General features: G+C 71.8%; 21 protein-coding genes and 3 tRNA genes. 14 read left to right on the top strand and 10 right to left on the bottom strand.

The features are described 5' to 3' along the window. Position 1: 1 nt before the first annotated feature. The 3 genes from FXF60_RS14035 to FXF60_RS14025 form a co-directional block, all read right to left on the bottom strand. Positions 2–74 (bottom strand) — tRNA-Val (locus tag FXF60_RS14035). 26 nt (positions 75–100) lie between these two features. Then, positions 101–577, bottom strand: coding sequence for a peroxiredoxin (locus FXF60_RS14030; protein ID WP_238335870.1), 477 nt, complete (start codon positions 575–577; stop codon positions 101–103). Beyond that, positions 574–1,020 carry a DUF3052 family protein gene (locus FXF60_RS14025; RefSeq protein ID WP_238335869.1) on the bottom strand — a complete coding sequence of 149 codons (447 nt, stop codon included), beginning with the start codon at positions 1,018–1,020 and terminating at the stop codon, positions 574–576. The genes FXF60_RS14030 and FXF60_RS14025 overlap by 4 nt, the downstream gene beginning before the upstream one ends. A gap of 125 nt (positions 1,021–1,145) precedes the next feature. On the opposite strand from FXF60_RS14025, the gene aceE reads away from it, so the two are divergent. Continuing rightward, positions 1,146–3,899, top strand: coding sequence for a pyruvate dehydrogenase (acetyl-transferring), homodimeric type (gene aceE, locus FXF60_RS14020; RefSeq protein ID WP_151526596.1), 2,754 nt, complete (start codon positions 1,146–1,148; stop codon positions 3,897–3,899). Between the two features lie 11 nt (positions 3,900–3,910). Here the strand turns inward: aceE and FXF60_RS14015 are convergent, their stop codons facing one another. Further along, positions 3,911–4,951, bottom strand: coding sequence for a glycerophosphodiester phosphodiesterase family protein (locus FXF60_RS14015; RefSeq protein WP_151526595.1), 1,041 nt, complete (start codon positions 4,949–4,951; stop codon positions 3,911–3,913). 51 nt (positions 4,952–5,002) lie between these two features. Here FXF60_RS14015 and FXF60_RS14010 point away from each other — a divergent pair, with 51 nt between their 5' ends. The 6 genes from FXF60_RS14010 to FXF60_RS13985 all read left to right on the top strand — a co-directional run bounded on the left by FXF60_RS14010 (position 5,003) and on the right by FXF60_RS13985 (position 11,176). Beyond that, complete coding sequence (locus FXF60_RS14010; protein ID WP_238335868.1) at positions 5,003–6,181, top strand: PucR family transcriptional regulator; 1,179 nt, start codon at positions 5,003–5,005, stop codon at positions 6,179–6,181. A gap of 147 nt (positions 6,182–6,328) precedes the next feature. Continuing rightward, positions 6,329–7,258 carry an ACP S-malonyltransferase gene (locus FXF60_RS14005; RefSeq protein WP_151526594.1) on the top strand — a complete coding sequence of 310 codons (930 nt, stop codon included), beginning with the start codon at positions 6,329–6,331 and terminating at the stop codon, positions 7,256–7,258. Positions 7,259–7,306: 48 nt separating this feature from the next. Next, positions 7,307–8,338 carry a beta-ketoacyl-ACP synthase III gene (locus tag FXF60_RS14000; RefSeq protein ID WP_151526593.1) on the top strand — a complete coding sequence of 344 codons (1,032 nt, stop codon included), beginning with the start codon at positions 7,307–7,309 and terminating at the stop codon, positions 8,336–8,338. Positions 8,339–8,418: 80 nt separating this feature from the next. Continuing rightward, positions 8,419–8,667: an acyl carrier protein gene (locus FXF60_RS13995; RefSeq protein ID WP_022925579.1), complete on the top strand. Its 249-nt coding sequence runs from the start codon at positions 8,419–8,421 to the stop codon at positions 8,665–8,667. A 107-nt stretch (positions 8,668–8,774) separates the two neighbouring features. Further along, the gene (gene fabF / locus FXF60_RS13990) at positions 8,775–10,034 is read left to right on the top strand and encodes a beta-ketoacyl-ACP synthase II (RefSeq protein ID WP_151526592.1); all 1,260 of its coding nucleotides are present in this window, start codon (positions 8,775–8,777) and stop codon (positions 10,032–10,034) included. A gap of 29 nt (positions 10,035–10,063) precedes the next feature. Next, complete coding sequence (locus FXF60_RS13985) at positions 10,064–11,176, top strand: glycosyltransferase (RefSeq protein WP_151526591.1); 1,113 nt, start codon at positions 10,064–10,066, stop codon at positions 11,174–11,176. Positions 11,177–11,221: 45 nt separating this feature from the next. Here FXF60_RS13985 and FXF60_RS13980 read toward each other — a convergent pair whose 3' ends face one another. Then, entirely contained in the window at positions 11,222–11,725 is a 504-nt protein-coding gene (locus FXF60_RS13980) for a DUF3145 domain-containing protein (RefSeq protein ID WP_151526590.1), read from the bottom strand. A 210-nt stretch (positions 11,726–11,935) separates the two neighbouring features. Here FXF60_RS13980 and FXF60_RS13975 point away from each other — a divergent pair, with 210 nt between their 5' ends. The 6 genes from FXF60_RS13975 (at position 11,936) to FXF60_RS13950 (ending at position 15,915) form a co-directional block, all read left to right on the top strand. Next, on the top strand, positions 11,936–12,355 hold the full coding sequence (locus tag FXF60_RS13975; RefSeq protein WP_151526589.1) for a CBS domain-containing protein: 420 nt from the start codon (positions 11,936–11,938) through the stop codon (positions 12,353–12,355). 61 nt (positions 12,356–12,416) lie between these two features. Then, a tRNA-Ile gene (locus FXF60_RS13970) sits at positions 12,417–12,490 on the top strand. 102 nt (positions 12,491–12,592) lie between these two features. Further along, the gene (locus FXF60_RS13965) at positions 12,593–13,366 is read left to right on the top strand and encodes an amino acid ABC transporter ATP-binding protein (RefSeq protein ID WP_437440873.1); all 774 of its coding nucleotides are present in this window, start codon (positions 12,593–12,595) and stop codon (positions 13,364–13,366) included. 27 nt (positions 13,367–13,393) lie between these two features. After that, complete coding sequence (locus tag FXF60_RS13960) at positions 13,394–14,242, top strand: glutamate ABC transporter substrate-binding protein (protein ID WP_151526588.1); 849 nt, start codon at positions 13,394–13,396, stop codon at positions 14,240–14,242. Positions 14,243–14,329: 87 nt separating this feature from the next. Continuing rightward, on the top strand, positions 14,330–15,010 hold the full coding sequence (locus FXF60_RS13955; RefSeq protein WP_151526587.1) for an amino acid ABC transporter permease: 681 nt from the start codon (positions 14,330–14,332) through the stop codon (positions 15,008–15,010). Continuing rightward, entirely contained in the window at positions 15,007–15,915 is a 909-nt protein-coding gene (locus FXF60_RS13950) for an amino acid ABC transporter permease (RefSeq protein ID WP_151526586.1), read from the top strand. Before FXF60_RS13955 ends, FXF60_RS13950 begins: the two co-directional genes overlap by 4 nt. Positions 15,916–15,974: 59 nt before the next feature. On the opposite strand, the gene FXF60_RS13945 is transcribed toward FXF60_RS13950, so the two are convergent. From FXF60_RS13945 to dnaG, 3 genes are all read right to left on the bottom strand, one after another. Further along, positions 15,975–16,050: transfer RNA gene (locus tag FXF60_RS13945), tRNA-Asn, on the bottom strand. A gap of 136 nt (positions 16,051–16,186) precedes the next feature. Next, positions 16,187–16,756: a hypothetical protein gene (locus FXF60_RS13940; RefSeq protein ID WP_151526585.1), complete on the bottom strand. Its 570-nt coding sequence runs from the start codon at positions 16,754–16,756 to the stop codon at positions 16,187–16,189. A 3-nt stretch (positions 16,757–16,759) separates the two neighbouring features. Then, entirely contained in the window at positions 16,760–18,712 is a 1,953-nt protein-coding gene (gene dnaG / locus FXF60_RS13935) for a DNA primase (RefSeq protein WP_151526584.1), read from the bottom strand. A 183-nt stretch (positions 18,713–18,895) separates the two neighbouring features. Here dnaG and FXF60_RS13930 point away from each other — a divergent pair, with 183 nt between their 5' ends. Then, the gene (locus FXF60_RS13930; RefSeq protein WP_238335867.1) at positions 18,896–20,425 is read left to right on the top strand and encodes an MDR family MFS transporter; all 1,530 of its coding nucleotides are present in this window, start codon (positions 18,896–18,898) and stop codon (positions 20,423–20,425) included. Between the two features lie 3 nt (positions 20,426–20,428). On the opposite strand, the gene FXF60_RS13925 is transcribed toward FXF60_RS13930, so the two are convergent. Together FXF60_RS13925 and FXF60_RS13920 are read right to left on the bottom strand one after the other, a co-directional pair. After that, positions 20,429–21,862, bottom strand: coding sequence for an AMIN-like domain-containing (lipo)protein (locus tag FXF60_RS13925; RefSeq protein ID WP_151526583.1), 1,434 nt, complete (start codon positions 21,860–21,862; stop codon positions 20,429–20,431). Further along, positions 21,859–22,368, bottom strand: a complete 510-nt coding sequence (locus FXF60_RS13920; RefSeq protein WP_202879646.1) for a SigE family RNA polymerase sigma factor — start codon at positions 22,366–22,368, stop codon at positions 21,859–21,861. The genes FXF60_RS13925 and FXF60_RS13920 overlap by 4 nt, the downstream gene beginning before the upstream one ends. Positions 22,369–22,419: the final 51 nt, after the last annotated feature.

Here is a 22,419-nt window from a genome sequence, read left to right as displayed (position 1 = left end):
GTGGGCCCGGCCGGGCTCGAACCGACGACCTACGCGGTGTAAACGCGGCGCTCTACCAACTGAGCTACAGGCCCCTCACACGGGTGTGTGCGCGCCATTGTTACAGGTCGCGGACCGCCTGGTGCAGCGCGCCGATCTCCCGCGCCTCCCCGGCCGGGTGGACGAGGTTCCAGCGCACGGTCATCGAGGGGTCGACGAGGAAGGTGCCGCGCACAGACATACCGGAGTCCTCGTCGAAGACGCCGTAGGCCCGGGCGGCCTCCCCGTGCGGCCAGAAGTCGGACAGCAGCGGGAAGCGGTAGCCCTCGCGCGCCGCCCAGGCGCGGATGGCGTGGACCGGGTCGCAGGAGACGCCGTAGACCTGGACCCGGTCGTTGACGAACTCGTCGATGTTGAGCTGGATCTCCAGCAGCTCACCGGTGCAGATGGAGGAGAAGGCGAAGGGGTAGAAGACGAGCAGCGCGTGCCGGTCGGCCACCGCCCGGGAGAGGGTATGCCGGTCGCCGGCCTGGTCGGTCAGCGTCAGGTCGGGTGCCCGCTCCCCCACCTGCGGGCAGGTCGCCAGGGTCGCGCTCACTTCCGCCCCACCAGGCGCTGCCCGATCCAGCCGCCGAGGTTCACGGCGCCGGAGGCGATCATCGAGCACGTGGTGCAGGCGTCCTGCACGTCCGCGGCCGGCACGCGGTCCTCACGGCCGGCCCCGGGGGTGAGCAGCACGACGCAGCCACCCTCCTCGAGCGTGGTGAGGGTGTCCATCAGCTCGTCGGCCAGGTCGCCCTCGCCGTCGCGCCACCAGAGGAGCACCACGTCCACGACGCCGTCGTAGCCGTCGGGCTCGACAGGGCTGCCGACCACGGTCTCGGTCGCGGGCCGGACACCGGGCTCGACGTCCTCGTCGTCGCCGTACTCGACGACGATCTGCCCCTCGCGCAGCCCGAGCTTGCGCATCGGTCCGACCAGCGGGTCGGTTCCCTCGTCGTCCGCACCCGGCTGCTGCTCCGTCCTGTTCTGCCCGTCCATGGTGTGACTAGACAAGCAGAAGCCGCCCCGCGAGGTAAAGGCACCCCCGACCGGCCGCGGCGGACGCTACGTCACCGGGCGTGACAGACTGAGCGGGTCACCCCCTGGAGGAAGGATCACACCTGATGACCGAGGAGCGCTCCACCGGCCCCATCCTGAACGGTCTCCCGACCCAGGTCCCGGACACGGACCCCGAGGAGACGCAGGAGTGGCTGGACTCGTTGGACGCCGCCATCGACAGCGGCGGTCGGCAGCGGGCCCGTTACCTCATGCTCAGGATGCTGGAACGGGCACGTGACTCCCAGGTCGGCATCCCCTCGCTGGTGACCACCGACTACATCAACACGATCACGCCGGAGCAGGAGGCGGACTTCCCCGGCGACGAGGACGTCGAGCGCCGCTACCGCGCCTGGATGCGGTGGAACGCCGCGGTGATGGTGCACCGCGCGCAGCACCCCGACATCTCGGTGGGCGGACACATCTCGACGTATGCCTCGCAGGCCACCCTCACGGAGGTCGGCTTCAACCACTTCTGGCGCGGCCGGGACCACGAGGGCGGCGGCGACCAGGTCTTCTTCCAGGGTCACGCCTCGCCGGGGATCTACGCCCGGGCCTTCCTCGAGGGTCGGCTCACCGAGGCCGACCTCGACGGCTTCCGGCAGGAGAAGAGCAAGGGGCTGCGGGACGACGTCAAGACCGTCCCGTCCTACCCGCACCCCCGCTCCATGCCGGACTTCTGGCAGTTCCCCACCGTGTCCATGGGGCTGGGCCCGATGAACGCGATCTACCAGGCGTCGTTCAACAAGTACCTCCACAACCGCGGGCTGAAGGACACCAGCCAGCAGCACGTGTGGGCCTTCCTCGGCGACGGCGAGATGGACGAGCCCGAGTCGCGTGGGCTGCTCCAGGTCGCCGCCAACGACGAGCTCGACAACCTCACCTTCGTGGTGAACTGCAACCTGCAGCGGCTCGACGGCCCGGTGCGCGGCAACGGCAAGATCGTCCAGGAGCTGGAGAGCTTCTTCCGCGGTGCCGGGTGGAACGTCATCAAGGTCCTCTGGGGCCGTGGCTGGGACAGCCTCATCGAGAACGACACCTCCGGCGCGCTCGTCAACCTCATGAACACCACGCCGGACGGCGACTTCCAGACCTTCCGCGCCAACGACGGCGCCTGGATCCGGGACCACTTCTTCGGGCGGGACCCCCGCACCAAGGAGCTGGTCAAGGACTGGAGCGACGAGGACATCTGGTGGAAGCTCAAGCGCGGCGGCCACGACTACCGCAAGGTCTTCGCCGCCTACCAGGCGGCGATGGACCACACCGGTCAGCCGACGGTGATCCTGGCGCACACGATCAAGGGCTACTCCCTCGGCACCCGCTTCGCGGGCCGCAACGCCACCCACCAGATGAAGAAGCTCAGCCTGGACGACCTCAAGGCGTTCCGGGACGGCCTGCAGATCCCGATCACCGACGAGCAGCTCGAGGCCGACCCCTACAAGCCGCCGTACTACCACCCGGGCCAGGACGACGAGGCGATCAGATACCTCCACCAGCGCCGGGAGACCCTCGGTGGCTACCTGCCCAGGCGCCAGCCCTCCGACGCGCGGCTGCCGCTGCCCGCCGAGAAGACCTACGACGTCGCGAAGAAGGGGTCGGGCAAGCAGGAGGTCGCGACCACGATGGCGCTGGTCCGCATCTTCAAGGAGTGGATGAGGGACAAGGAGTTCGGCAAGCACATCGTGCCGATCATCCCGGACGAGGCCCGCACCTTCGGGATGGACAGCTTCTTCCCCACCGCCAAGATCTACAACGTGCACGGGCAGAACTACACGTCCGTGGACGCCGACCTGATGCTGGCCTACAAGGAGTCCGAGCAGGGCCAGATCCTTCACGTCGGCATCAACGAGGCGGGATCGGTGGCGGCGTTCAGCGCCGCCGGGACCTCTTACGACACCCAGCAGGTGCCGATGGTGCCGTTCTACATCTTCTACTCGATGTTCGGCTTCCAGCGCACCGGTGACGGCATCTGGGCCGCGGCCGACCAGCTGGCCAAGGGCTTCATGATCGGCGCGACGGCCGGTCGCACGACGCTCACCGGGGAGGGTCTGCAGCACGCGGACGGCCACTCGCCGCTGCTGGCCTCGACCAACCCCGCGGTCGTCGCCTACGACCCGGCCTACGCCTACGAGCTGGCACACATCCTCCCGGACGCGCTGGAGCGGATGTACGGCGAGAACCCCGAGGAGATCATCTACTACCTCACCGTCTACAACGAGCCGATGGTCCAGCCGGCGCAGCCCGAGGACGTCGACGTCGAGGGCATCCTCGCGGGTATGCACCGGATCGCCGCGGAGGAGCCGCAGGAGGGCAAGCACGTGCGGCTGCTCGGCTCGGGCGTCGGGGTGCCGTGGGCGCTGGAGGCGGCCGAGCTGCTGCGCGAGGACTGGGGCGTCAGCTCCGACGTGTGGTCGGTCACCTCGTGGTCCGAGCTGCGCCGCGAGGCGATGGCGTGCGACGACGACGCCTTCCTGCACCCGGAGCAGGAGCGTCGGGTGCCCTACGTCACCCGACGGCTGTCCGAGGGGACCGGCCCGATCGTGGCGACGAGCGACTACATGCGCGCCGTGCAGGACCAGATCGCCCCCTGGGTGCCGGAGGACTACTACGCCCTCGGGGCCGACGGCTTCGGCTTCGCCGACACCCGCGCGGCGGCGCGGCGCTTCTTCCACATCGACGGCCCGTCGATGGCGGTCAAGGCGCTGCAGATGCTGGCCGACCGGGGCGAGCTGGACCCGCAGGTGCCTCGGGACGCGGCCGAGAAGTACCGCCTGCTCGACGTCACCGCCGGCACGTCCGGCACGGCGGGCGGCGACGCCTGAGCCACCGGCGCTCAGCCGCCGGCGGCCTGCCCGCCGCGCAGCGCCTGGACCACCAGGTCGGGGTGGTCGGTGAAGATGCCGTCCACCCCGGCGTCCAGATGCGCCCGCACCTCGGCCGCGAGGTCGCCGTGGGCGGCGTCCTGCGGGTCGCCGGGGTTGTCGCTGCGCCACGGCGCGGGGAGGAACCGGTTCTCCGCGCGGAAGGTCCACGCGTGCACCACCAGCCCGGCGTCGTGCGCGTCGTCGACCAGCGAGGTCGGCGCGCCCAGCGACGCGTCCGCGTCCCACGGCAGCACCATGGTCTTGCTGGGGCCGACGCCGTCGATCACGCCCTCCAGCTCGTGCAGGCCGACCGGCGACATGAGCTCGGCGTAGGTGCGCCGCTCCCCCGCCGCGACGAGGTCGTAGGGGACGTCGTCGAAGGCGGTCGCCAGGAGCACCTGCCGCAACGGTGAGCCGAGCTCGGTGCGGATCCGCCGCAGGCTGCCCGGCTCGAAGCACTGCACGTAGACCGCGTCCGCCCCGTCGCCGGAGGCGAGGCCGGCCGCGTCCAGGTCGGCCAGCATCCGCTCCTCCAGCGGCAGGCCGACCGAGGCGAAGTGGGTGGGGTGCTTGAGCTCGACGTAGAGCCCGATCTCGCGCCCCAGCTCGGCGCTCAGCGAGGCCCGGAGGTCGATGATCTCGGCGAAGGTCGGCACCCTCCAGGTGTCGTCGTGGCGGGTGTCGCGCAGCGCGGGGAGGCGCTCCCGCGCCAGCAGCGACTGCAGCTCCTCGAGGGTGAGGTCCTCGGTGAAGACGCCGTCCACCTGCCTGCCGTCGACCGTCGACGTCCGCCGGCGGGTGGCCAGCTCCGGGCGGTCGGCCACGTCGGTCGTGCCCCAGATGTTGTTCTCGTGCCGGGCGACGAGCACGCCGTCCTGCGTGGCGACGAGGTCGAGCTCCAGGTAGTCGGCACCCTGGCGGGCCGCGAGCTCGTAGGCGGCGAGGGTGTGCTCCGGGAGGTGACCGCTGGCGCCGCGGTGACCGAGGACGAGAGGTGCGTGGGTCGGCATACCCCCGATCCTCACCCATCGACCGGCTCGCCGCGGGGTTAGGCTCGCGGAGTGCCGCAGCCCACCTCCTCCCCGGCGCCGCGCGAGAGCCTGACCCGTCGTGCGGGAGAGCTCGCGACCCGGGCGACGCGGCGGATGGAGGCGGAGCACCAGTGGTTCCGGGAGCTCGGCGCCGCCGACCGCTCCTGGGTGGCGCTGGTGGCCCAGGCCGGGATCGGATCGCTCCTGGGGTGGTATGCCGACGGGTCCCGGGCCGGCCCGCCCGGGCAGATCTTCGCGGCCGCACCGCCCAGCCTGGCGGGCACGATCACCCTCGCCCAGACCCTGGACCTGACGCGCACCGCGATCGTCACGGTCGAGGAGGCCGTGCCCGAGCTGGTGGCGGCGGACGAGACCCAGGCGCTCCGGGAGGCGGTGCTGCGCTACTCCCGCGACCTCGCCTTCGCGGCCGCGGGGGTGTATGCCCGCTCGGCCGACCACCGCGGCGGCTGGGACACCCGGCTGGAGACCCTCGTGGTCCACGCCGTGGTCCGTGGGGAGGCCAACGACGCGATGGCGTCCCGGGCGGCCGAGCTCGGCTGGGAGGGAGTCACCGACGTCGCGGTCGTCGCCGGGGTGCTGCCGCAGGGTGACCCCACCCCGGTGGTCGAGGAGCTGCGCGCCGCCGCCGGGGTGCTGGGACGCCGGTGCCTCACCGCCGCGCACGACCGGCGCATCGTGTGCGTCCTCGGGGGGTCGACCCGGCCGGTCGAGGACGCGGAGCGGCTGGTGGGAGCCTTCGGCGAGGGGCCTGTCGTCGTCGGGCCACGGGTGCCCCACCTCTTCGCGGCCGGGCGGAGCGCCCGGGCGGCCCTGTCCGGCGTGGACGCGGCCCCGGCGTGGGGTGCGGCCCCGCGTCCGGTGGCCGCCGACGAGCTGCTCCCCGAGCGTGCCCTGCTGGGCGAGGGGCCGGCGCGGCGCATGCTGGTGGACCGGGTCTACGCCCCGCTGCGGGACCACCCGTCCGCGCTGCTGGACACGGTGCAGGCCTACCTCGACCAGGGGATGGTGCTGGAGGCGAGCGCCCGGCTGCTCTTCCTGCACCCCAACACCGTGCGCTACCGCCTGCGCCGGGTGGAGGAGCTCGTCGGTCTCGACCCGCACACCGCCCGGGACGCCTGGGTGCTCCAGGTGGCGCTGGCGCTCGGCCGGATGGGCGGCGGGCCCCGGCTGTGGCGCGGCACCCGCTGAGCCCGACCGGACAGGCCCTGCGGGGGTCGAGGCACGTCCCCGAAGGCCTGTCCGGTCTGCGGGTTGGAGGGTTCCTCCAAAGAAGGCCGCGGATCCTGGTGCGTCTTGGTGTCGCGATCTGGAGGGTCTCACCGGCACAGTAGGGGGGTGCTTGTCATCGTCGCGCCCGGACAGGGCTCCCAGACACCCGGATTTCTCGCCCCCTGGCTCGAGGACCAGGGCGTGCGCAGCCGCATCGACGCCCTCGCGGCCGCCGCCTCGCTGGACCTGGTGACGCACGGCACGACCTCGGACGCGGCGACCATCAAGGACACCGCCGTGGCCCAGCCGCTCATCGTCGGCGCCGGCCTGGCCACGCTTCCCCTGGTGCTGGAGGGTGAGGCACTCCCCCGGCACGTGTCGGCCACCGCCGGTCACTCGGTCGGCGAGATCACCGCGGCCGCGATCGCCGGGGTGCTCGACGCCGACGACGCGATGAGCTTCGTCCGCGAGCGCGGACTCGGCATGGCCGAGGCCGCGGCCCTCACCCCGACCGGCATGGCCGCCGTCCTCGGCGGCGATCCCACCGAGGTCGCCGAGACCCTGGAGCGGCACGGCCTGACCGCCGCCAACATGAACGGCGCCGGCCAGGTCGTCGCCGCCGGCACCACCGAGCAGCTGTCCGCGCTGGAGCAGGACCCGCCGCACCGTGCCCGGGTGGTGCCCCTGCCCGTGGCCGGCGCCTTCCACACGACCCACATGCAGCCCGCCGCGGACCGCCTCACCCGCCACGCCGAGACGTTGGGACCGCACGACCCGCGCATCCCCTTGCTGTCCAACGCCGACGGCCAGGTGGTCGCCGACGGCGGCGAGGTGCTGCGCCGCCTCATCGCCCAGGTCGCCGGACCGGTCCGGTGGGACCTGACGATGGAGGCGTTCACCGCCATGGGCGTGACCGGCCTGATCGAGCTCCCGCCCGCCGGAACCCTCGTCGGTCTGGCCAAGAGAGGCCTGCGCGGCGTCGAGACGCTCGCGCTCAAGACGCCGGACGACCTCGAGGCCGCGGCCCGCATGGTGCGTGAGCACGGCACCGCCTGAGACGCACCACCGACCCACCCACTCCCCGCCCCCCAGGAGGTCCCGACCGTGAGCACCAGCCCCACCCTGTCGGCCCCGACCACGCTGCGCCACGCCCGGATCCTCGGGCTCGGCGGCTACCGACCCGAACGGGTGGTGACCAACGAGGAGGTGCTGCAGTTCATCGACTCCAGCGACGAGTGGATCCGGCAGCGCTCCGGGATCGTCACCCGCCGGATCGCCCGGGAGGACGAGAGCGTCGTCGACATGGCTGAGGCCGCGTCCCTGCAGGCCCTGGAGCGCGCGGGGCTGGAGCCGGGGCAGGTCGACGCCATCCTCATGGCCACCGTCACCCACCCGCTGCAGACACCCGCCGCCGCCCCGATCCTGGCCGACCGGCTGGGGATCGAGGACCCTGCCGCCATGGACCTGTCGGCCGCCTGCGCGGGCTACTGCTACGCGATCAGCCTCGCGAACGACATGGTGCGCGCGGGGTCGGCCGACACGGTCCTCGTGGTCGGCGTGGAGAAGCTCTCCGACTTCACCGACAAGCACGACCGCGGGTCCGCCTTCATCTTCGGCGACGGCGCGGGCGCGGCGGTCGTGGGCGTGTCCGACCGTCCCGGCATCGGACCCACCGTGTGGGGCAGCCTCGGGGAGCGCGCCGACGCCATCACCCAGCGCGAGTCCTGGACCGACCTGCGGCCGGACATGGAGGCCGCGGGTCGCGAGGCGGGGATCGCGTGGCCGGCCTTCGTCATGCAGGGCCAGACGGTCTTCCGCTGGGCCGTCTTCTCGATGGCCCCGGTGGCGCTGCAGGCGGTCGAGGCCGCCGGCATCACCCCCTCCGACCTGGGCGCCTTCGTCCCGCACCAGGCCAACATGCGGATCACCGACGCCATGGTGAAGGCGCTGGAGCTGCCCGCGCACGTGCCGGTGGCCCGCGACATCGCCGAGACGGGCAACACCTCGGCCGCCTCCATCCCGCTCGCGATGAGCCGGATGCTGGACGAGGGCGAGGCGCAGCACGGCGCCCTGGCGCTGCAGATCGGCTTCGGGGCCGGTCTGGTCTACGCGGCCCAGGTCGTGGAGATGCCCTGATCGGTGCACACTGACTCCCGTGGCCCGGCGGGTGAGCAGGATTCCGGGTCAGGATCGCCACCGACACAAGGAGAAGACACATGGCACGCAGTGAGCAGGAGATCCTCGAGGGTCTGGCCGAGATCGTCAACGAGGAGACGGGGCTGGAGGCCGAGGAGGTCCAGATGGACAAGTCCTTCACCGAGGACCTCGACATCGACTCCCTGTCCATGATGACGATCGTCGTCAACGCCGAGGACAAGTTCGGCGTGCGCATCCCGGACGACGAGGTCAAGAACCTCACGCACGTCAAGGACGCGGTGTCCTACATCGCGAACAACCAGGGCTGATCCGTCCGACCCGGCGCCCCCCGCGGCGCGCCGGGTCGGCCCAGCCGGCGGCATACCCTCGAGGAAGCCGCCACCACCACCCGACTGCCACCAGGAGGCTGCCGCCCATGACCGACACCACCCAGACCTCGCGCCGCGTCGTCGTCACCGGACTCGGTGCCACCACCCCGGTGGGCGGCACCGCACCGCAGACGTGGGAGGCGATCCTGGCTGGGCGCTCGGGGATCGACACGCTGACCCAGGACTGGGTCGCCGAGCACGAGCTGCCGGTGACCTTCGCCGGGTCGATCCACACCGACCCGCTCGAGGTGCTGGCCAAGGTCGAGGTGCGGCGGAACGACCCGTCCGGGCAGTATGCGCTCATCGCCGCCCGGGAGGCGTGGGCCGACGCGGGCGCGCCCGAGGTGGCGCCGGAGCGGCTCGGTGTGGCGATCGGTTCGGGCATCGGTGGCGTGCACACGCTGCTGAGCCAGTGGGACGTCCTGAAGGAGAAGGGCCCGCGCCGGGTCTTCCCCCTCACCGTGCCGATGCTCATGCCCAACGGCCCCGCGGCGGCGGTCTCCCTCGACCTTAGCGCCCGCGCCGGTGCCCACTGCCCGGTGAGCGCCTGCGCCTCCGGCGCCGAGGGGATGGGCCTGGCGCTGAACATGATCCGCACCGGCCGCGCGGACATGATGGTCGCCGGGGGCACCGAGGCGGCCATCCACCCGGTCTGCATCGCCGCGTTCGCCGCGATGACCGCCCTGTCGGACCGCAACGACGACCCGCAGGCCGCCTCCCGGCCCTACGACGTCAACCGGGACGGCTTCGTCATGGGCGAAGGTTCGGGCGTCATGGTGCTCGAGGCCGAGGAGCACGCCGTGGCCCGCGGCGCCCGGATCTACGCCTACCTCGACGGCGTGGGGATGTCCTCGGACGCGTACCACATCACGGCCGGCGAGCCCGAGGGAGCCGGGGCCGCCCGCGCCATGGAGGAGGCCGTGGCGGACGCCGGCCTCGGCACCGACGACATCGCCCACATCAACGCGCACGCCACGTCGACCCCGGTCGGCGACGTGGCCGAGACGCGGGCGATCCACCGGGCCTTCGGCGGGCATACCGGCGACATCGCGGTGACCGCCACCAAGTCGATGACCGGGCACCTGCTCGGCGCGGCCGGAGCGCTGGAGGCGGTGCTCACCGTCCTGACCCTGCACCACCGGCAGGTGCCCCCGACCATCAACCTGGACGAGCAGGACCCGGAGATCGACCTCGACGTGGTGACCGGGGAGCCGCGCACCCTGCCCGACGGGCAGGTGGCGGCGGTCAACAACGCCTTCGGCTTCGGCGGCGTCAACGTGGCGCTGACCTTCACCTCCGCGTCCTGATCGCCCCGGCGGCATAGGCTGCCCGCGTCATGCACATCCTGCGCGTCGCCAACTTCGTCAGCCCCACCTCCGGCGGGATCAAGACCGCGCTGCGCCACTGGGGCGAGCTCTACCAGCAGGCCGGGCACCGCGCGTCCCTCATCATCCCCGGCCCCGGCCAGGAGATCACCGAGGAGGAGCAGGGCCTGATCTACCGGGTGCCGGCCCGTCCGGTGCCCGGGACCGGCTACTCCCTCATCTGGAGCAGGGTGGGGATGTCCCGGCTGATGGACGCCATCGCGCCGGACGCGATCGAGGTCTCGGACCGTTCGACGACGCGGTGGATGGGTCGGTGGGCCCGTCGCCGCGGCATCGGCTCGGTGATGATCAGCCACGAGAACATGACCGGGATCATGGTGCGGCGGACCCCCGTGCCCGAGCGTCCCTCGCACTGGGCGGCCGACGTCATCAACCAGCGCAGCGCCCGCGACTACGACGCCATCGCCTGCCCGAGCCGGTTCGCCGCCGAGGAGTTCCACCGCAACGGGCTGGACGCCGACGTCGTGCCGCTCGGCGTCGACCTGGACGTCTTCACCCCGGTGCGCGACCTCGCCGACGGACCGCCGCCGGGTCAGGACGGCCCCATGCGGATCGCGCACTGCAGCCGGCTGTCCCGGGAGAAGAACCCCGCGCTCTCGATCGAGACGGTGCGCGAGCTGGTGCGTCGCGGTCACGAGGTCGAGCTGACCGTCTTCGGCGCCGGTCCGATGCTGGACGAGCTGGTGGACCGGGCGCGCAACCTCCCGGTGACCTTCCACTCCTACATCACCGACCGCCGCGAGCTGGCCGGCGAGCTCGGGCGCGCTGACCTGGCGATCTCACCCGGGCCGCTGGAGACCTTCGGCCTGGCCGCCCTGGAGATCCTGGCCTGCGGCATACCCGTCGTCTGCTGCGACGAGGGCGCGCTGCACGAGGTCGTGGGCGACGGCGGCGTCGTGCTGCCCTCGACGCCCGCCGCCTTCGCGGACGGGGTGGAGCAGCTCATGGCACGACCGCACGCCCGTGCGCGTGCCCGGGCGGCGGCGGAGCGCTTCAACTGGCCCGTGAGCGCGCAGCGGATGCTGGAGGTGCACCAGCGGGTCGCCGCAGACCTGCGGCGCTGAGCGCGCGGGCGGGCGCGACCTCACAGGCGGTCGCACCCGGCCGGCTCAGCCGACCTTGTGCAGCCAGGTGGCCGGGGCACCCTCACCGGCGTGCCGGTAGGCCTCGAGCTCGGCGTCCCAGGCGGCGCCGAGGGCACGGTCCAGCTCGGCGGTCAGCGTGGCCGCCGACCCGGCGGCCTCGTCCATGATGTGCCGCAGTCGGTCCTCGTTGACGACGACGTCACCGTTGGCCGACAGCCGCGCCGTGTGCAGGCCCAGGCCGGGGGTGTGCGTCCAGCGCACGCCGTCGCTGCCTCGGCTGGCTTCCTCGACGACCTCGTACCGCAGGCCGTCCCAGCCGCGCATGGCGCTGGCGATGGTGGCACCCGTGCCGGCCTCGCCGGTCCAGGCGAACTCGGTGCGCATCGTGCCGGGCTCGGCGGGCTGACCCACCCAGTCGAGGGCGACGCGGGTGTCGAGGACACCCTCCAGCGCCCAGGCGATGTGCGGGCACAGCGCAGTGGGGGTGGAGTGTATGAACACCACCCCGCGAGTCATGACTCGTGGCATGACAGCGGACATCCTGGCCTCCTGTGTGGTGAGGGACGTCTTCCCCAACGACCTCGACCACAGCGAGCGGTATGCCGCGTGCTGAGTCACATTGTGCTCTCTTGTCACGCAGGGAGCAAGTGCCACACCGAACTCGTGGCGTCCCACCCGTCGCAGGAGTGCGGCAACGATCGGGTGACGTCGCGTCACCCGGTCTGCTATTTTCACGCCATGCGCGTCGCCGACCTGATCAAGAAGAAGGGCAGCACCGTCACCACGCTGCCGGCGACGGCCACGGTGGCCGAGCTGCTGGAGACGCTCGACGACGCCAAGATCGGGGCCGTCGTCGTGCTCGACGGTGACGACGTCGCGGGCATCGTCTCCGAGCGGGACGTCGTCCACCACCTGCGCGGCGGGCGCGACCAGAGCGCCGCCCTGACCGACCTGATGACCACCGACGTCAAGACCTGCACGCTCGAGGACGACCTCACCCACCTGGCGACCACGATGACCGAGGGCCGGTTCCGCCACCTGCCGGTCGTCCAGGACGGCCGGCTGGAGGGCATCGTCTCGATCGGTGACGTGGTCAAGGCGCGGCTGGACGCCCTGGAGGCCGAGCGCGACCACCTGGAGTCCTACCTGCGCCAGTGACGGGCCTGCGGCACCGCCCGTGCCGGATGCACCCGGCGCGACACCTAGACTGACCCGCCGAGGGCCAGTAGCTCAGCCGGTCAGAGCAGCGGACTCATAATCCGTCGGTCGCGGGTTCAAGCCCCGCCTGGCCCACTCCCCTCGCGCGAGAACCCGCACCGGCGCAAAGGTCACAATGCGGTGACAACCACGCGAAGTTGCTGCCCAGCGCGGGCATACCCGTCTAGGGTGCGCGACATGACCGACACCCGTGAGTCGCCGGGCTCTGGCCTGGGCGCACCTCTGGTCGTGCTCGAGGACGTCAACAAGCACTTCGGCGACCTGCACGTGCTCAAGGACATCAACCTCACCGTGCACGAGGGCGAGGTCGTCGTCGTGATCGGCCCGTCCGGGTCCGGCAAGTCGACCCTGTGCCGGACCATCAACCGGCTGGAGTCCTACGAGTCCGGGCGCATCACCATCCACGGCGACGAGCTGCCGAGCGAGGGCAAGGCGCTCGCGAAGCTGCGGGCCGACGTGGGCATGGTCTTCCAGAGCTTCAACCTGTTCAGCCACAAGACGATCCTCGAGAACGTCACCATGGGCCCGATCAAGGTGCGCAAGAAGAAGAGCGCCGAGGCCAAGGCACGGGCGATGGAGCTGCTGAAGCGGGTGGGCGTGGACCACCAGGCCGAGAAGTACCCCGCACAGCTCTCCGGCGGCCAGCAGCAGCGCGTCGCGATCGCCCGCTCGCTGGCGATGGACCCCACCGTCATGCTCTTCGACGAGCCGACCTCCGCGCTGGATCCGGAGATGATCAACGAGGTGCTGGACGTCATGACCCAGCTCGCGAAGTCGGGCATGACGATGATCGTGGTCACCCACGAGATGGGCTTCGCGCGCAAGGCGGCCGACCGCGTCGTCTTCATGTCCGACGGCGCCATCGTCGAGGAGAACACCCCGGAGGAGTTCTTCACCAACCCCCAGTCCCACCGTGCCAAGGACTTCCTCGGCAAGATCCTGACCCACTGAAACCTGAAACCACGACAGGAGCACCACATGCGTTCCAGCACCTTCAAGATCGCGGCCCTGGCAGCGGCCACCACGCTCACCCTCGCCGCGTGCGGCGGTGGCGGCGAGAGCACGGACTCCGGCTCCGGCGGGGAGGAGGGCGGCAGTGAGCCGCTGACGATCGGCGTCAAGATCGACCAGCCCGGCCTGGGGGTGCAGGACGGCGACAGCTACTCCGGCATGGACGTCGACGTCGCCCGCGCCGTCGCCGAGCAGCTCGGCGTCAGCGAGGACGACATCACCTTCCAGGAGGCACCGACCCCGCAGCGGGAGAACCTGCTGACCACCAACCAGGTGGACATGATCTTCGCGACCTACTCGATCACCGACGAGCGCAAGGAGCAGGTGCAGTTCGCCGGTCCGTACTTCGTCGCGGGCCAGGACCTGCTGGTCGCGGCCGACTCGGACATCGCCGGCCCGGAGGACCTCGACGGGCAGATCCTGTGCTCGGTCACCGGGTCGACGTCGGCCACCAACGTCCAGGAGGAGGTGCCGGGCGTCCAGCTGCAGGAGTACGGCCGCTACTCGGAGTGCGTGGAGCAGCTGGCCAACGGCACCATCGACGCCCTGACCACCGACGACACCATCCTCGCCGGCTATGCCGCGCAGGACCAGTACGCCGGTCAGCTCAAGGTGGTCGGCAACACCTTCTCCGAGGAGAACTACGGGGTCGGGCTGAACAAGGACTCCGACCGGTGCGAGGAGATCAACGAGATCCTCCAGGGCCTGTGGGACGACGGCACGATGGAGCAGATCATCTCCGACAACCTCGGTGCCGCCGACTACACCCCGAACGCCGACCTCAACCCGCCGGAGATCGGCGGGCACTGCGGCTGACCGCGCCCACTCGTCGGCACGGCGGCGCTCCCGGCAGGGTGCGCCGCCGTCGCCGGTCGGGCCCCGGCCCGTCACGGAAGGAGAGCGATGCTCGAGCTGATCGACCAGTTCAACGTCTTCGACGCGTTCTGGACCACCATCAAGCTGACCCTGTGGTCGGCCCTCTTCTCGCTGCTCCTCGGCACGGTGGTGGCGATCATGCGCCTGTCCCCGGTGGGCTTCCTCCGGTGGCTGGGTGGCAGCTACGTGACCCTGATCCGTAATACCCCGCTCACTCTCATCATCGTCTTCTGCAGCATCGGGCTGTGGGGGCAGTTCGGCATCGAGCCGGCGTCGCGCGACTCCCCCACCTTCATCGTCGACCTCAACTTCCGGCTCGCCGTGATCGGTCTGTCGGTCTATCACGCCGCCTTCGTGTGCGAGGCCCTCCGCAGCGGGGTGAACACCATCCCGGTCGGCCAGGCCGAGGCGTCCCGCTCCCTGGGGCTGACGTTCGGCCAGGGGCTGCGCCACGTGATCCTGCCGCAGGCCTTCCGCGGGGCGATCACGCCGCTGGGCAACACGCTCATCGCGCTGACCAAGAACACCACGGTGGCCGTTGCCATCGGGGTCGCCGAGGCGGCCTACGCGTTGCGGAACATGATCGAGTTCCGCCCCGACGTCATGCTGCTGAACTTCCTGCTCATCGCGATCGGCTTCGTCATCCTCACGCTGCCGACCGGGCTCGCCACCTCCTGGCTGGCCTCCCGACTGGCGGTGAAGCGATGAGCACGCAGCAGGTCCTCTTCGACATCCCCGGTCCTCGCGCCCGGGTCCGGCACCGGGTGCTGGCGGTCCTGACGCTGGCCCTCTTCGTGGCCGTGGCCGTCTGGTTGCTGATCCAGCTGCGCGCCGGCGGCCAGCTGGACGCGAACAAGTGGATGCCCTTCCTCCAGTGGCGAACCTGGACCACCTATCTGATCCCCGGCATCGGTGGCACCCTGCTGGCCGCGCTCATCGCCATCCTCATCGCCTCCCCGCTGGCCCTGGGGCTGGCCATGCTGCGCATGTCGGACGTCGCGCCGGTGCGCTGGGTCGCCTCGGTCTTCGTCGAGTTCTTCCGCGCCGTCCCGGTGCTGATCATGATGATCTTCACCTACTTCTGGCTGTCCCAGCAGGAGTGGTCGGTCGATCGGTGGAACCCGCTCATCGGCGTCGTCACCGGCCTGGTGCTCTACAACGCCAGCGTCCTGTGCGAGGTCATCCGCAACGGTGTCGCCTCCCTGCCCAGCGGGCAGCGCGAGGCCGGGCTGTCCATCGGCCTGTCGACGGTGCAGGTGCGCCGGTCGATCCTCATCCCCCAGGCGCTCACGGCGATGATGCCGTCGCTGGTGAGTCAGCTGGTCGTCATCGTCAAGGACACGGCGCTCGGGTCGATCATCCTCTACTACGACCTGCTCACCCGGAGCCAGCAGCTCTCGTCCGCGTTCAGCAACGTGGTGCCGGCCTACATCGTCGCGGCCGTGATCTACATCCTGATCAACTACTCCATCAGCAAGGTCGCCGAGACGTTGGAGAGCCGGCAGCGCCGCAAGCGTCGGGCCACGGGTGGGCAGACCACGGACGGAGCAGGGCCCACCGGTGTCGCTGGCCCGGCGGTGGACCCGCTGGTGGAGCACAACACCAAGCTCTGAGACGCGCACCGCACGACGAAGGCCCGGAGCATGGTGCTCCGGGCCTTCGGTCTGGGGATTGGCTCCCCCGACTGGACTCGAACCAGTAACCTGCCGGTTAACAGCCGGCTGCTCTGCCAATTGAGCTACAGGGGATCGTGCAGCAGGCACTCTAGCAAGAGCAGCCCCGGCCGCCGAAATCCTCGCCGACGTCCCGTTCTGGACATCGGTTCCTGGGGCCCGTCCCCCAAGAACCGATGTCCAGAACGCGGGGTCAGGGGGGTATGCCGGGTCAGGCGGGAGGGTTCGGCGGCAGGCCGACCATGTCCCGCACCTCGATCCGCGCCGCGCGGACGCGCGCCGCCAGCTCGACGTCCGACTCCCCCGCGCCACGGCCCCACAGCACCTGCTCCACCAGCTCTCGCGTCGGCAGGACCTTGCGGATCGTCACCCGCGCGCTGCGCCGGGGGCCGAGGTCGACCGCCCGCAGCAGCACCACGCTGGCCGACGTGCGCTCCCGGAAGACCTGCGGCACCATCCCCGGGCCGGTCCGGCGCTGCAGCACCCACTGCCTGCCGTCGAGCCGGTCGACGAAGGCGACGGTCAACGCCCACAGGTCGGGATCCCAGGCGCCGGTGTCGACCTCGTGCCACGGCCGCTCCAGCGTCACGGCCCCGCTCTCGTCGACCTCGATGAGGCGGTACGTGGTGAGCGCCAGCCACAGCCCGCCCGCGTCCTCCTGGGCGGTGGCGAGCAGCTGCTCGCCCTGCTGCATCCGCGGCCGGGCCGGGGCCGGGAGATCTCCGGGTGAGCGCTCCGGGCGTGGTGTCGCCCCGATGCGCCGGGTGCGCGAGAACCGCACGGCCTACTCCATCCTGGCCCGCAACCGGGCCCGCTCGCGGTGCAGCGCCATCAGCCGCTCGTCCAGCTGCCGCTTGTCCGGACTGCCCTCGGCCGCCCGGGCCTGACGGCCCAGCAGCTCGGCCACCTCCTGCTCGACGCCCGCCAGACGCACCCGCAGCACGAGCCAGTCGACGAAGGCCTCGCGCGGCATCGCGGTCTCCGGGTCGAGCCGGTCCGGCAGGCTGGCGACCGACAGCTCGTGGACGAGCGGGTGCACGGGCGGAGGCGTCCCGGCCAGCACCGTCTCCACCCAGGAGCGGGCGCTGCGCTGGGCCGCCCCCTGCACGCCTCCCGCCTCGCGCATGGCGTGCCAGACCGCCCGGTGCATGGGGGCTCGGAGGGCGTCGGGCTCGAGCTCGTCCATGTCCTCGGCGACGATCGCCAGCGGATACTGCAGCGCCACCTGGACCAGGTGACGCTCGGCCATCTGCACCGGGTCCCGCAGGTCCGGTTGCGGCAGCGTCGGAACAGCAGGGTTGTCGTCTTCCCCTGCGTGGACATCATGGCCTCGTCCCCCCGGCGCTGTCGCGTGCCGACTGGTCGACGGCTTCCGCCTCTCACGCCGAATCGCCATCAAGATCACGTCAGTGTTCGGCGAGCCCACTAGCCGGTCGGCGTACCTGGCCAGTTCAGTGAGCAATGACTCATCCTTGAGTTTGGCCAGCAGGGGCACGATTTGCCGCAACACAGAGGCTCGCTGCGTCGACTGGCTGAGGTCATACTGGTCAACTACCGAGCGAACAGCGAATTCCAGCAGAGGCTCAGCGCCCTCCACCAGCTCGCGCACCGCGCGGCCCCTCTCCTCCCCCTCGGCGTCCTTGGTCGCGATCCACAGGTCGTTCGGGTCCTGGCCGTCGGCGGCCACCGCCACGTAGGACTGGGCCGCCCACCGCTGGTCCTGCTCGAAGGCCTTCATCGCCGCCTTCTGCCCCGCCGCGTCGCCGTCGAAGGTGAAGATCACCCTGGCCGGTGCCCGCCCCGCCTCGTCCCGCAGGATCCGCCGCAGGATGGAGATGTGGTCGGCGCCGAAGGCGGTGCCGCAGGTGGCGACGGCGGTCTCCACCCCGGACAGGTGCGCCGCCATGACGTCGGTGTAGCCCTCCACCACCACCGCGGTGCGCTCGGTGGCAATCGGCTTCTTGGCCAGGTCCAGGCCGTAGAGCACTCCCGTCTTCTTGTAGATCGGCGTCTCGGAGGTGTTGAGGTACTTCGCCGGGCTCCAGTCGTCGTCGAAGAGGCGCCGCGCGCCGAAGCCCACGGTGTCCCCGGTGATGGCCCGGATCGGCCACAGCACCCGCCCCTGGAACCGGTCCGACAGCCCGCGGCCGCGACGGTTCGCGAGCCCACCGAGCACCAGCTCCTCCTCGGTGAAGCCGCGCCCCCGCAGGTGGGTGACCAGCGCGGTCCCCTCGCGCGGGGCATACCCCACCATGAACTGCCCGGCGTGCGCGCCGGTGAATCCCTTGTCGCGCAGGAAGTCCCGCCCCGCTCGTCCCTCGCCCGAGCGCAGCAGCGCCTCGTGGTAGAACTCCTCGGCGACCCGGTGCGCCTCCATCAGTCGGGTGCGCTGCCCGACCGGCGCCTGCTCGCCACGCCCCGTGCCCGGGCCGGTGTCCTCGTAGCGCAGGGTGATCCCGAGCTTGTCCGCGAGCCGCTCCACCGCCTCGGCGAAGGTCAGGTGGTCGATCTCCATGAGGAAGGAGATGACGTCACCACCCACCCCGCAGCCGAAGCAGTGGTAGGTGCCCAGCGCGGTGCGGATCTGGAACGACGGGGTCTTCTCGTCGTGGAAGGGGCACAGCCCCTTCATCGCACCCACCCCGGCGGTGCGCAGCGTCACGTGCTCCCGCACGACCTCCTCGATCGAGGCACGCTCCTTGACCGCCTTGACGTCCTCGTCCTTGATCCGCGGCACCCGCACCTCCTCCTCACACCTGTTGCTGCCCGAGTCTAGGTCGGCCGACCGACCTCGCTGCGCCCGCCGGGGAAAACCTGGGGACGGGCAGGTCAGGGGCGGATATCATGGAGTGCCTCGACCCACCGATGAGTTCACCCGGTGACGGTGAGTCCACCCCCCATGATCCGCGAGGAGATCCCTGTGTCGTCCGTGTCGACCCCGAGCGCGACCCCCGCCCCCGCCGCTGACGACGCGCGGGTGCGTCTCGTGCTGCGGGTGCTCACGGCGGCCGCCTTCGTGGTCATCCTCAACGAGACCCTCATGCTCAACGCGCTGCCGCCGCTGATGGCGGCCTTCGGCGTGGACGCCGGCGCGGGTCAGTGGCTGACGACCGGCTTCATGCTGACGATGGCGGTGGTCATACCGATGACGGGGTGGCTGCTCAAGCGGCTGTCGATCCGCGCCGCGTTCCTGCTGGCGATGAGCGTCTTCATCGTGGGCACGGCGACCGCCGCCCTGGCCCCGACCTTCTCCATCCTGCTCCTCGGCCGGGTCATCCAGGCCAGCGGCACCGCCGTGATGATGCCCCTGCTCATGACCACCATCATGACGATGGTGCCGCCGCAGCGCCGGGGCCGCGTCATGGGCAACCTGACGCTGGCCATCTCGGTGGCCCCGGCGATGGGACCGCCGGTCTCCGGCCTCATCCTGCAGGTCGCCTCCTGGCGCTGGCTCTTCCTCCTCGTGCTCCCAATCGCCGCGGCGATGCTGATCGGCGGAGCACGGCTGCTGCGTGGCAGCGACCCGGGGTGCGAGGCGCGGCTGGACGTGCTCAGCGCCCTGCTCACCGCGCTCGGCTTCGGCGGCCTGGTCTACGGCCTGAGCGCGCTCGGCGAGGGTGCCCCCGGCCCGGTCGGGCCCGGCACGTCGCTCGCCGTCGCCGGCGTCGCGCTGGCGCTCTTCGTCTGGCGTCAGCTCAGCCTCGCGCGTCGGGACGAGACCCTGGTGTTCCTCGACCTGCGCGCGCTCCAGGTGACGCGGTATGCCGTGCCGCTCGCGCTCATGTGCCTCGCCTTCATGGCGCTCATCGGCGCCATGCTGCTACTGCCGATCCTGCTCCAGCAGGTGCGCGGCTTCAGCACCCTCGCCTCGGGGCTGATGCTCATGCCCGGAGGCCTGGCGATGGGGCTGCTCGGCCCGACCGTCGGACGGCTCTACGACCGGTTCGGCCCGCGCCCGCTCGTCGTGCCCGGTGGTGTCGGCCTCGTGACCGGCATGGCGGGGATGGCGCTGCTGGCCACCGAGGTGCCCTGGTGGGGCCTGGTGGGGCTGCACGTGCTGGTGAGCATCTCGCTCGCCTTCCTCTTCACGCCCAGCTTCACCGCGGGGCTGGGTGCCCTGCCGCACCGCCTCTACTCGCACGGCAGCGCCATGCTCGGCACCGGCCAGCAGGTCGCCGCGGCCGCGGGCACGGCACTGGTCGTCACCGTCATGGAGACACGCGCCCACCAGCTGGGCCTCGGCGGGACCCCCGAGCTCGAGGCGCTGTCCGGCGGGATCGTGTCCGGCCTGGTGGTCGCGACCGGGATCACCGTGGGCGCGCTCGTGCTCGCGCTCTTCGTGCGCGCTCCGCTGCCCGAGAGCGGGGACGGGTCGGCAGACCCCGAGGTGCGCGATGGTGAGCCGGCGCGCGCGACCGGGGGCACGGCATACCCCGAGCCCGCGGTCTGACCCTCACCCGGTCTGGACGTCGATCACCAGCCGCAGGGGGTCCTGCAGGGTGAACACCCGGTATGGCCGGGGCTCGCCGCCCATCCCCACGAAGACCTGGAGCTGGCCCTCGAACGGTGTGGTCCGGATGACCTCCACGACGGCGCCCAGGGAGTGCGTGTCCAGCCCGGCGTCGCCCGCGTCGTAGACCGGGTCGCCCGGCTCGGGATAGGCCATCCCGGCGAGGACCAGCTGGAGCACGCTGTCGCCCGCGACCCCGGCCGGTGCGCCCGACCCGGCCCGGGTGGGGGCCGCCTCGTAGGACGCGACCCATCCCGGTCCCGCCGATCCCGCAGGCCCGGTGAGGTCGACCACCACCCGGTCGAAGCCCTCGTGCAGGCCGGCGCGCAGGGACGGCGCGAGGAGCTGCCCACCGGCGCTGACCCCGCCCCCACCCTCGGTCGGCTCGCCCGGTGTCGTCCACGGGAGCTCCGGACCCTCGCCCTCCCCCGGGTCCACCCCGGTCCCCGGGTCCACGACCGGCGGGGCCGGCTCCGGCTCTGGCTCGACCGGATCGGGCTCGGTCTCCGGCGGGTCGACCGGCTCGGTGGTCGGCGGCGGCTCGGGCTGCGCGACGGGCGGCTCCTCGCTCGTCGGCGCCGGCGCCGGTTGCTCGGCCTGGCCCGTCTCCGCGGGGGCCGGCGACTCACTCTCCGTTGCCTCGTCCTCGGGGCGCGTGGGCTCCGGTGCGGGCGTGGTCACCGCGACCGGGTCGTCGACCACGGGGCCGACCACGGTGAGCAGCAGCAGCCCGCTGTCCTCACCGCCGAGCCGGTGGATCGACCCGCCGCCGGCGAGCGCCTCCATCCAGAAGTCCTCCGCCTGCTGCACCTCGTCGGCGCAGCCGATGTCGGTCGTGCCCATCTGCTGCGGCGCGAAGGCGCCGTCCGGCTCGAGCACCAGGCTGCCCTGGGCGGACGCCTCCCCGCAGCCGTCCACGGAGATGCCCCAGCCGCCGCCGATCGCCGGGAAGGAGAGCTCGGTGGCCGGGCCGGACCCGACGACGCCGGCGGCCTCGCCGCCACGCCACAGCTCGTCCTGCAACTCCCACCTGGTGCCGGTCAGCTCGTCCGCCTCGACTGGCGCCACCGCCGAGATGGTCGCCGGCTCGGCGTCCTGCCCGGAGCCGACCTCCGCGAAGACGAAGGTGGTCCCGCCCCGCGGGAACTCGGCCGCGACCCCGTCCTGCAGGTCGTCCCCGCCGCCGAGGAAGCCCGTCTGCCAGACGAGGACTGCCGCCGCCAGGGTCGCGACACCGCTGGCGACCGCCCCGCCGACCCGCTTGCGGGCGCGGCGACGCCGCCCCGCGCCCCAGGCCGCGTCCGGGGCGACCCGCTCGTCGCCGCCGATCCTGGACGCACCCTCGAGCAGGTCGCGGACCTCGGGCTCGCCGTTCATCCCAGGCTCTCCTTCTCCTGCACGCCACCGGTGGCCCGCGTGCCCAGCTCCTCGCGCAGCCGGGCGATCGCGTGGTGCGACAGGCTCTTCACGGTCCCGGGCCGCACGCCCATGACCTCGGCCGTCTGCGCCTCGGTCAGGTCCTCGAAGTAGCGAAGCACCAGGGCCGCGCGCTGCCGCGGTGGCAGCGCGCGCAGCGCCGTGTGCACCTCGTCGTCGCGGGCCCGGTCGTCGGCACCGTCGGGTGTGCCGCGCTCCGGCATCCGCTCCACCGCCACCTCACGACGTGTCTTGCGCCACCACGAGACGCGCTTGCGGTAGATGACCCGGCGCACGAAACCGTCGGGGTTGTCCACGCTCTCCCACTTCTCCGCCAACGCGATCAGGGCCTCCTGCAGCAGATCCTCGGCCAGGTCGGCGTCACCGCACAGCAGGTACGCGGCGCGGCGCAGGCGCGGCCCACGGGCCTCCACGAACTCGCTGTAGGCAGGGTCAGCCGTCAGCACTGCAGGCCTCCTCTCGCGCTGCACACCAGGATGTCGCATCCGGAGGCGAAA

Origin of the sequence: Serinicoccus kebangsaanensis (assembly GCF_008919445.1) — a bacterium.
Lineage (GTDB): Bacteria > Actinomycetota > Actinomycetes > Actinomycetales > Dermatophilaceae > Ornithinicoccus > Ornithinicoccus kebangsaanensis.
Note: the sequence above shows the minus strand (reverse complement) of the source record. Positions and strands in the feature narration are given on the sequence as shown.

Excerpts from the sequence above, each read along its gene's own strand:
- FXF60_RS14025 (WP_238335869.1), bottom strand. The coding sequence starts at position 1,020 with ATGGACGGGCAGAACAGGACGGAGCAGCAGCCGGGTGCGGACGACGAG.
- aceE (WP_151526596.1), top strand. The coding sequence starts at position 1,146 with ATGACCGAGGAGCGCTCCACCGGCCCCATCCTGAACGGTCTCCCGACC.
- FXF60_RS14015 (WP_151526595.1), bottom strand. The coding sequence starts at position 4,951 with ATGCCGACCCACGCACCTCTCGTCCTCGGTCACCGCGGCGCCAGCGGT.
- FXF60_RS13995 (WP_022925579.1), top strand. The coding sequence starts at position 8,419 with ATGGCACGCAGTGAGCAGGAGATCCTCGAGGGTCTGGCCGAGATCGTC.
- fabF (WP_151526592.1), top strand. The coding sequence starts at position 8,775 with ATGACCGACACCACCCAGACCTCGCGCCGCGTCGTCGTCACCGGACTC.
- FXF60_RS13985 (WP_151526591.1), top strand. The coding sequence starts at position 10,064 with ATGCACATCCTGCGCGTCGCCAACTTCGTCAGCCCCACCTCCGGCGGG.
- FXF60_RS13980 (WP_151526590.1), bottom strand. The coding sequence starts at position 11,725 with ATGCCACGAGTCATGACTCGCGGGGTGGTGTTCATACACTCCACCCCC.
- FXF60_RS13975 (WP_151526589.1), top strand. The coding sequence starts at position 11,936 with ATGCGCGTCGCCGACCTGATCAAGAAGAAGGGCAGCACCGTCACCACG.
- FXF60_RS13965 (WP_437440873.1), top strand. The coding sequence starts at position 12,593 with ATGACCGACACCCGTGAGTCGCCGGGCTCTGGCCTGGGCGCACCTCTG.
- FXF60_RS13960 (WP_151526588.1), top strand. The coding sequence starts at position 13,394 with ATGCGTTCCAGCACCTTCAAGATCGCGGCCCTGGCAGCGGCCACCACG.
- FXF60_RS13955 (WP_151526587.1), top strand. The coding sequence starts at position 14,330 with ATGCTCGAGCTGATCGACCAGTTCAACGTCTTCGACGCGTTCTGGACC.
- FXF60_RS13950 (WP_151526586.1), top strand. The coding sequence starts at position 15,007 with ATGAGCACGCAGCAGGTCCTCTTCGACATCCCCGGTCCTCGCGCCCGG.
- FXF60_RS13925 (WP_151526583.1), bottom strand. The coding sequence starts at position 21,862 with ATGAACGGCGAGCCCGAGGTCCGCGACCTGCTCGAGGGTGCGTCCAGG.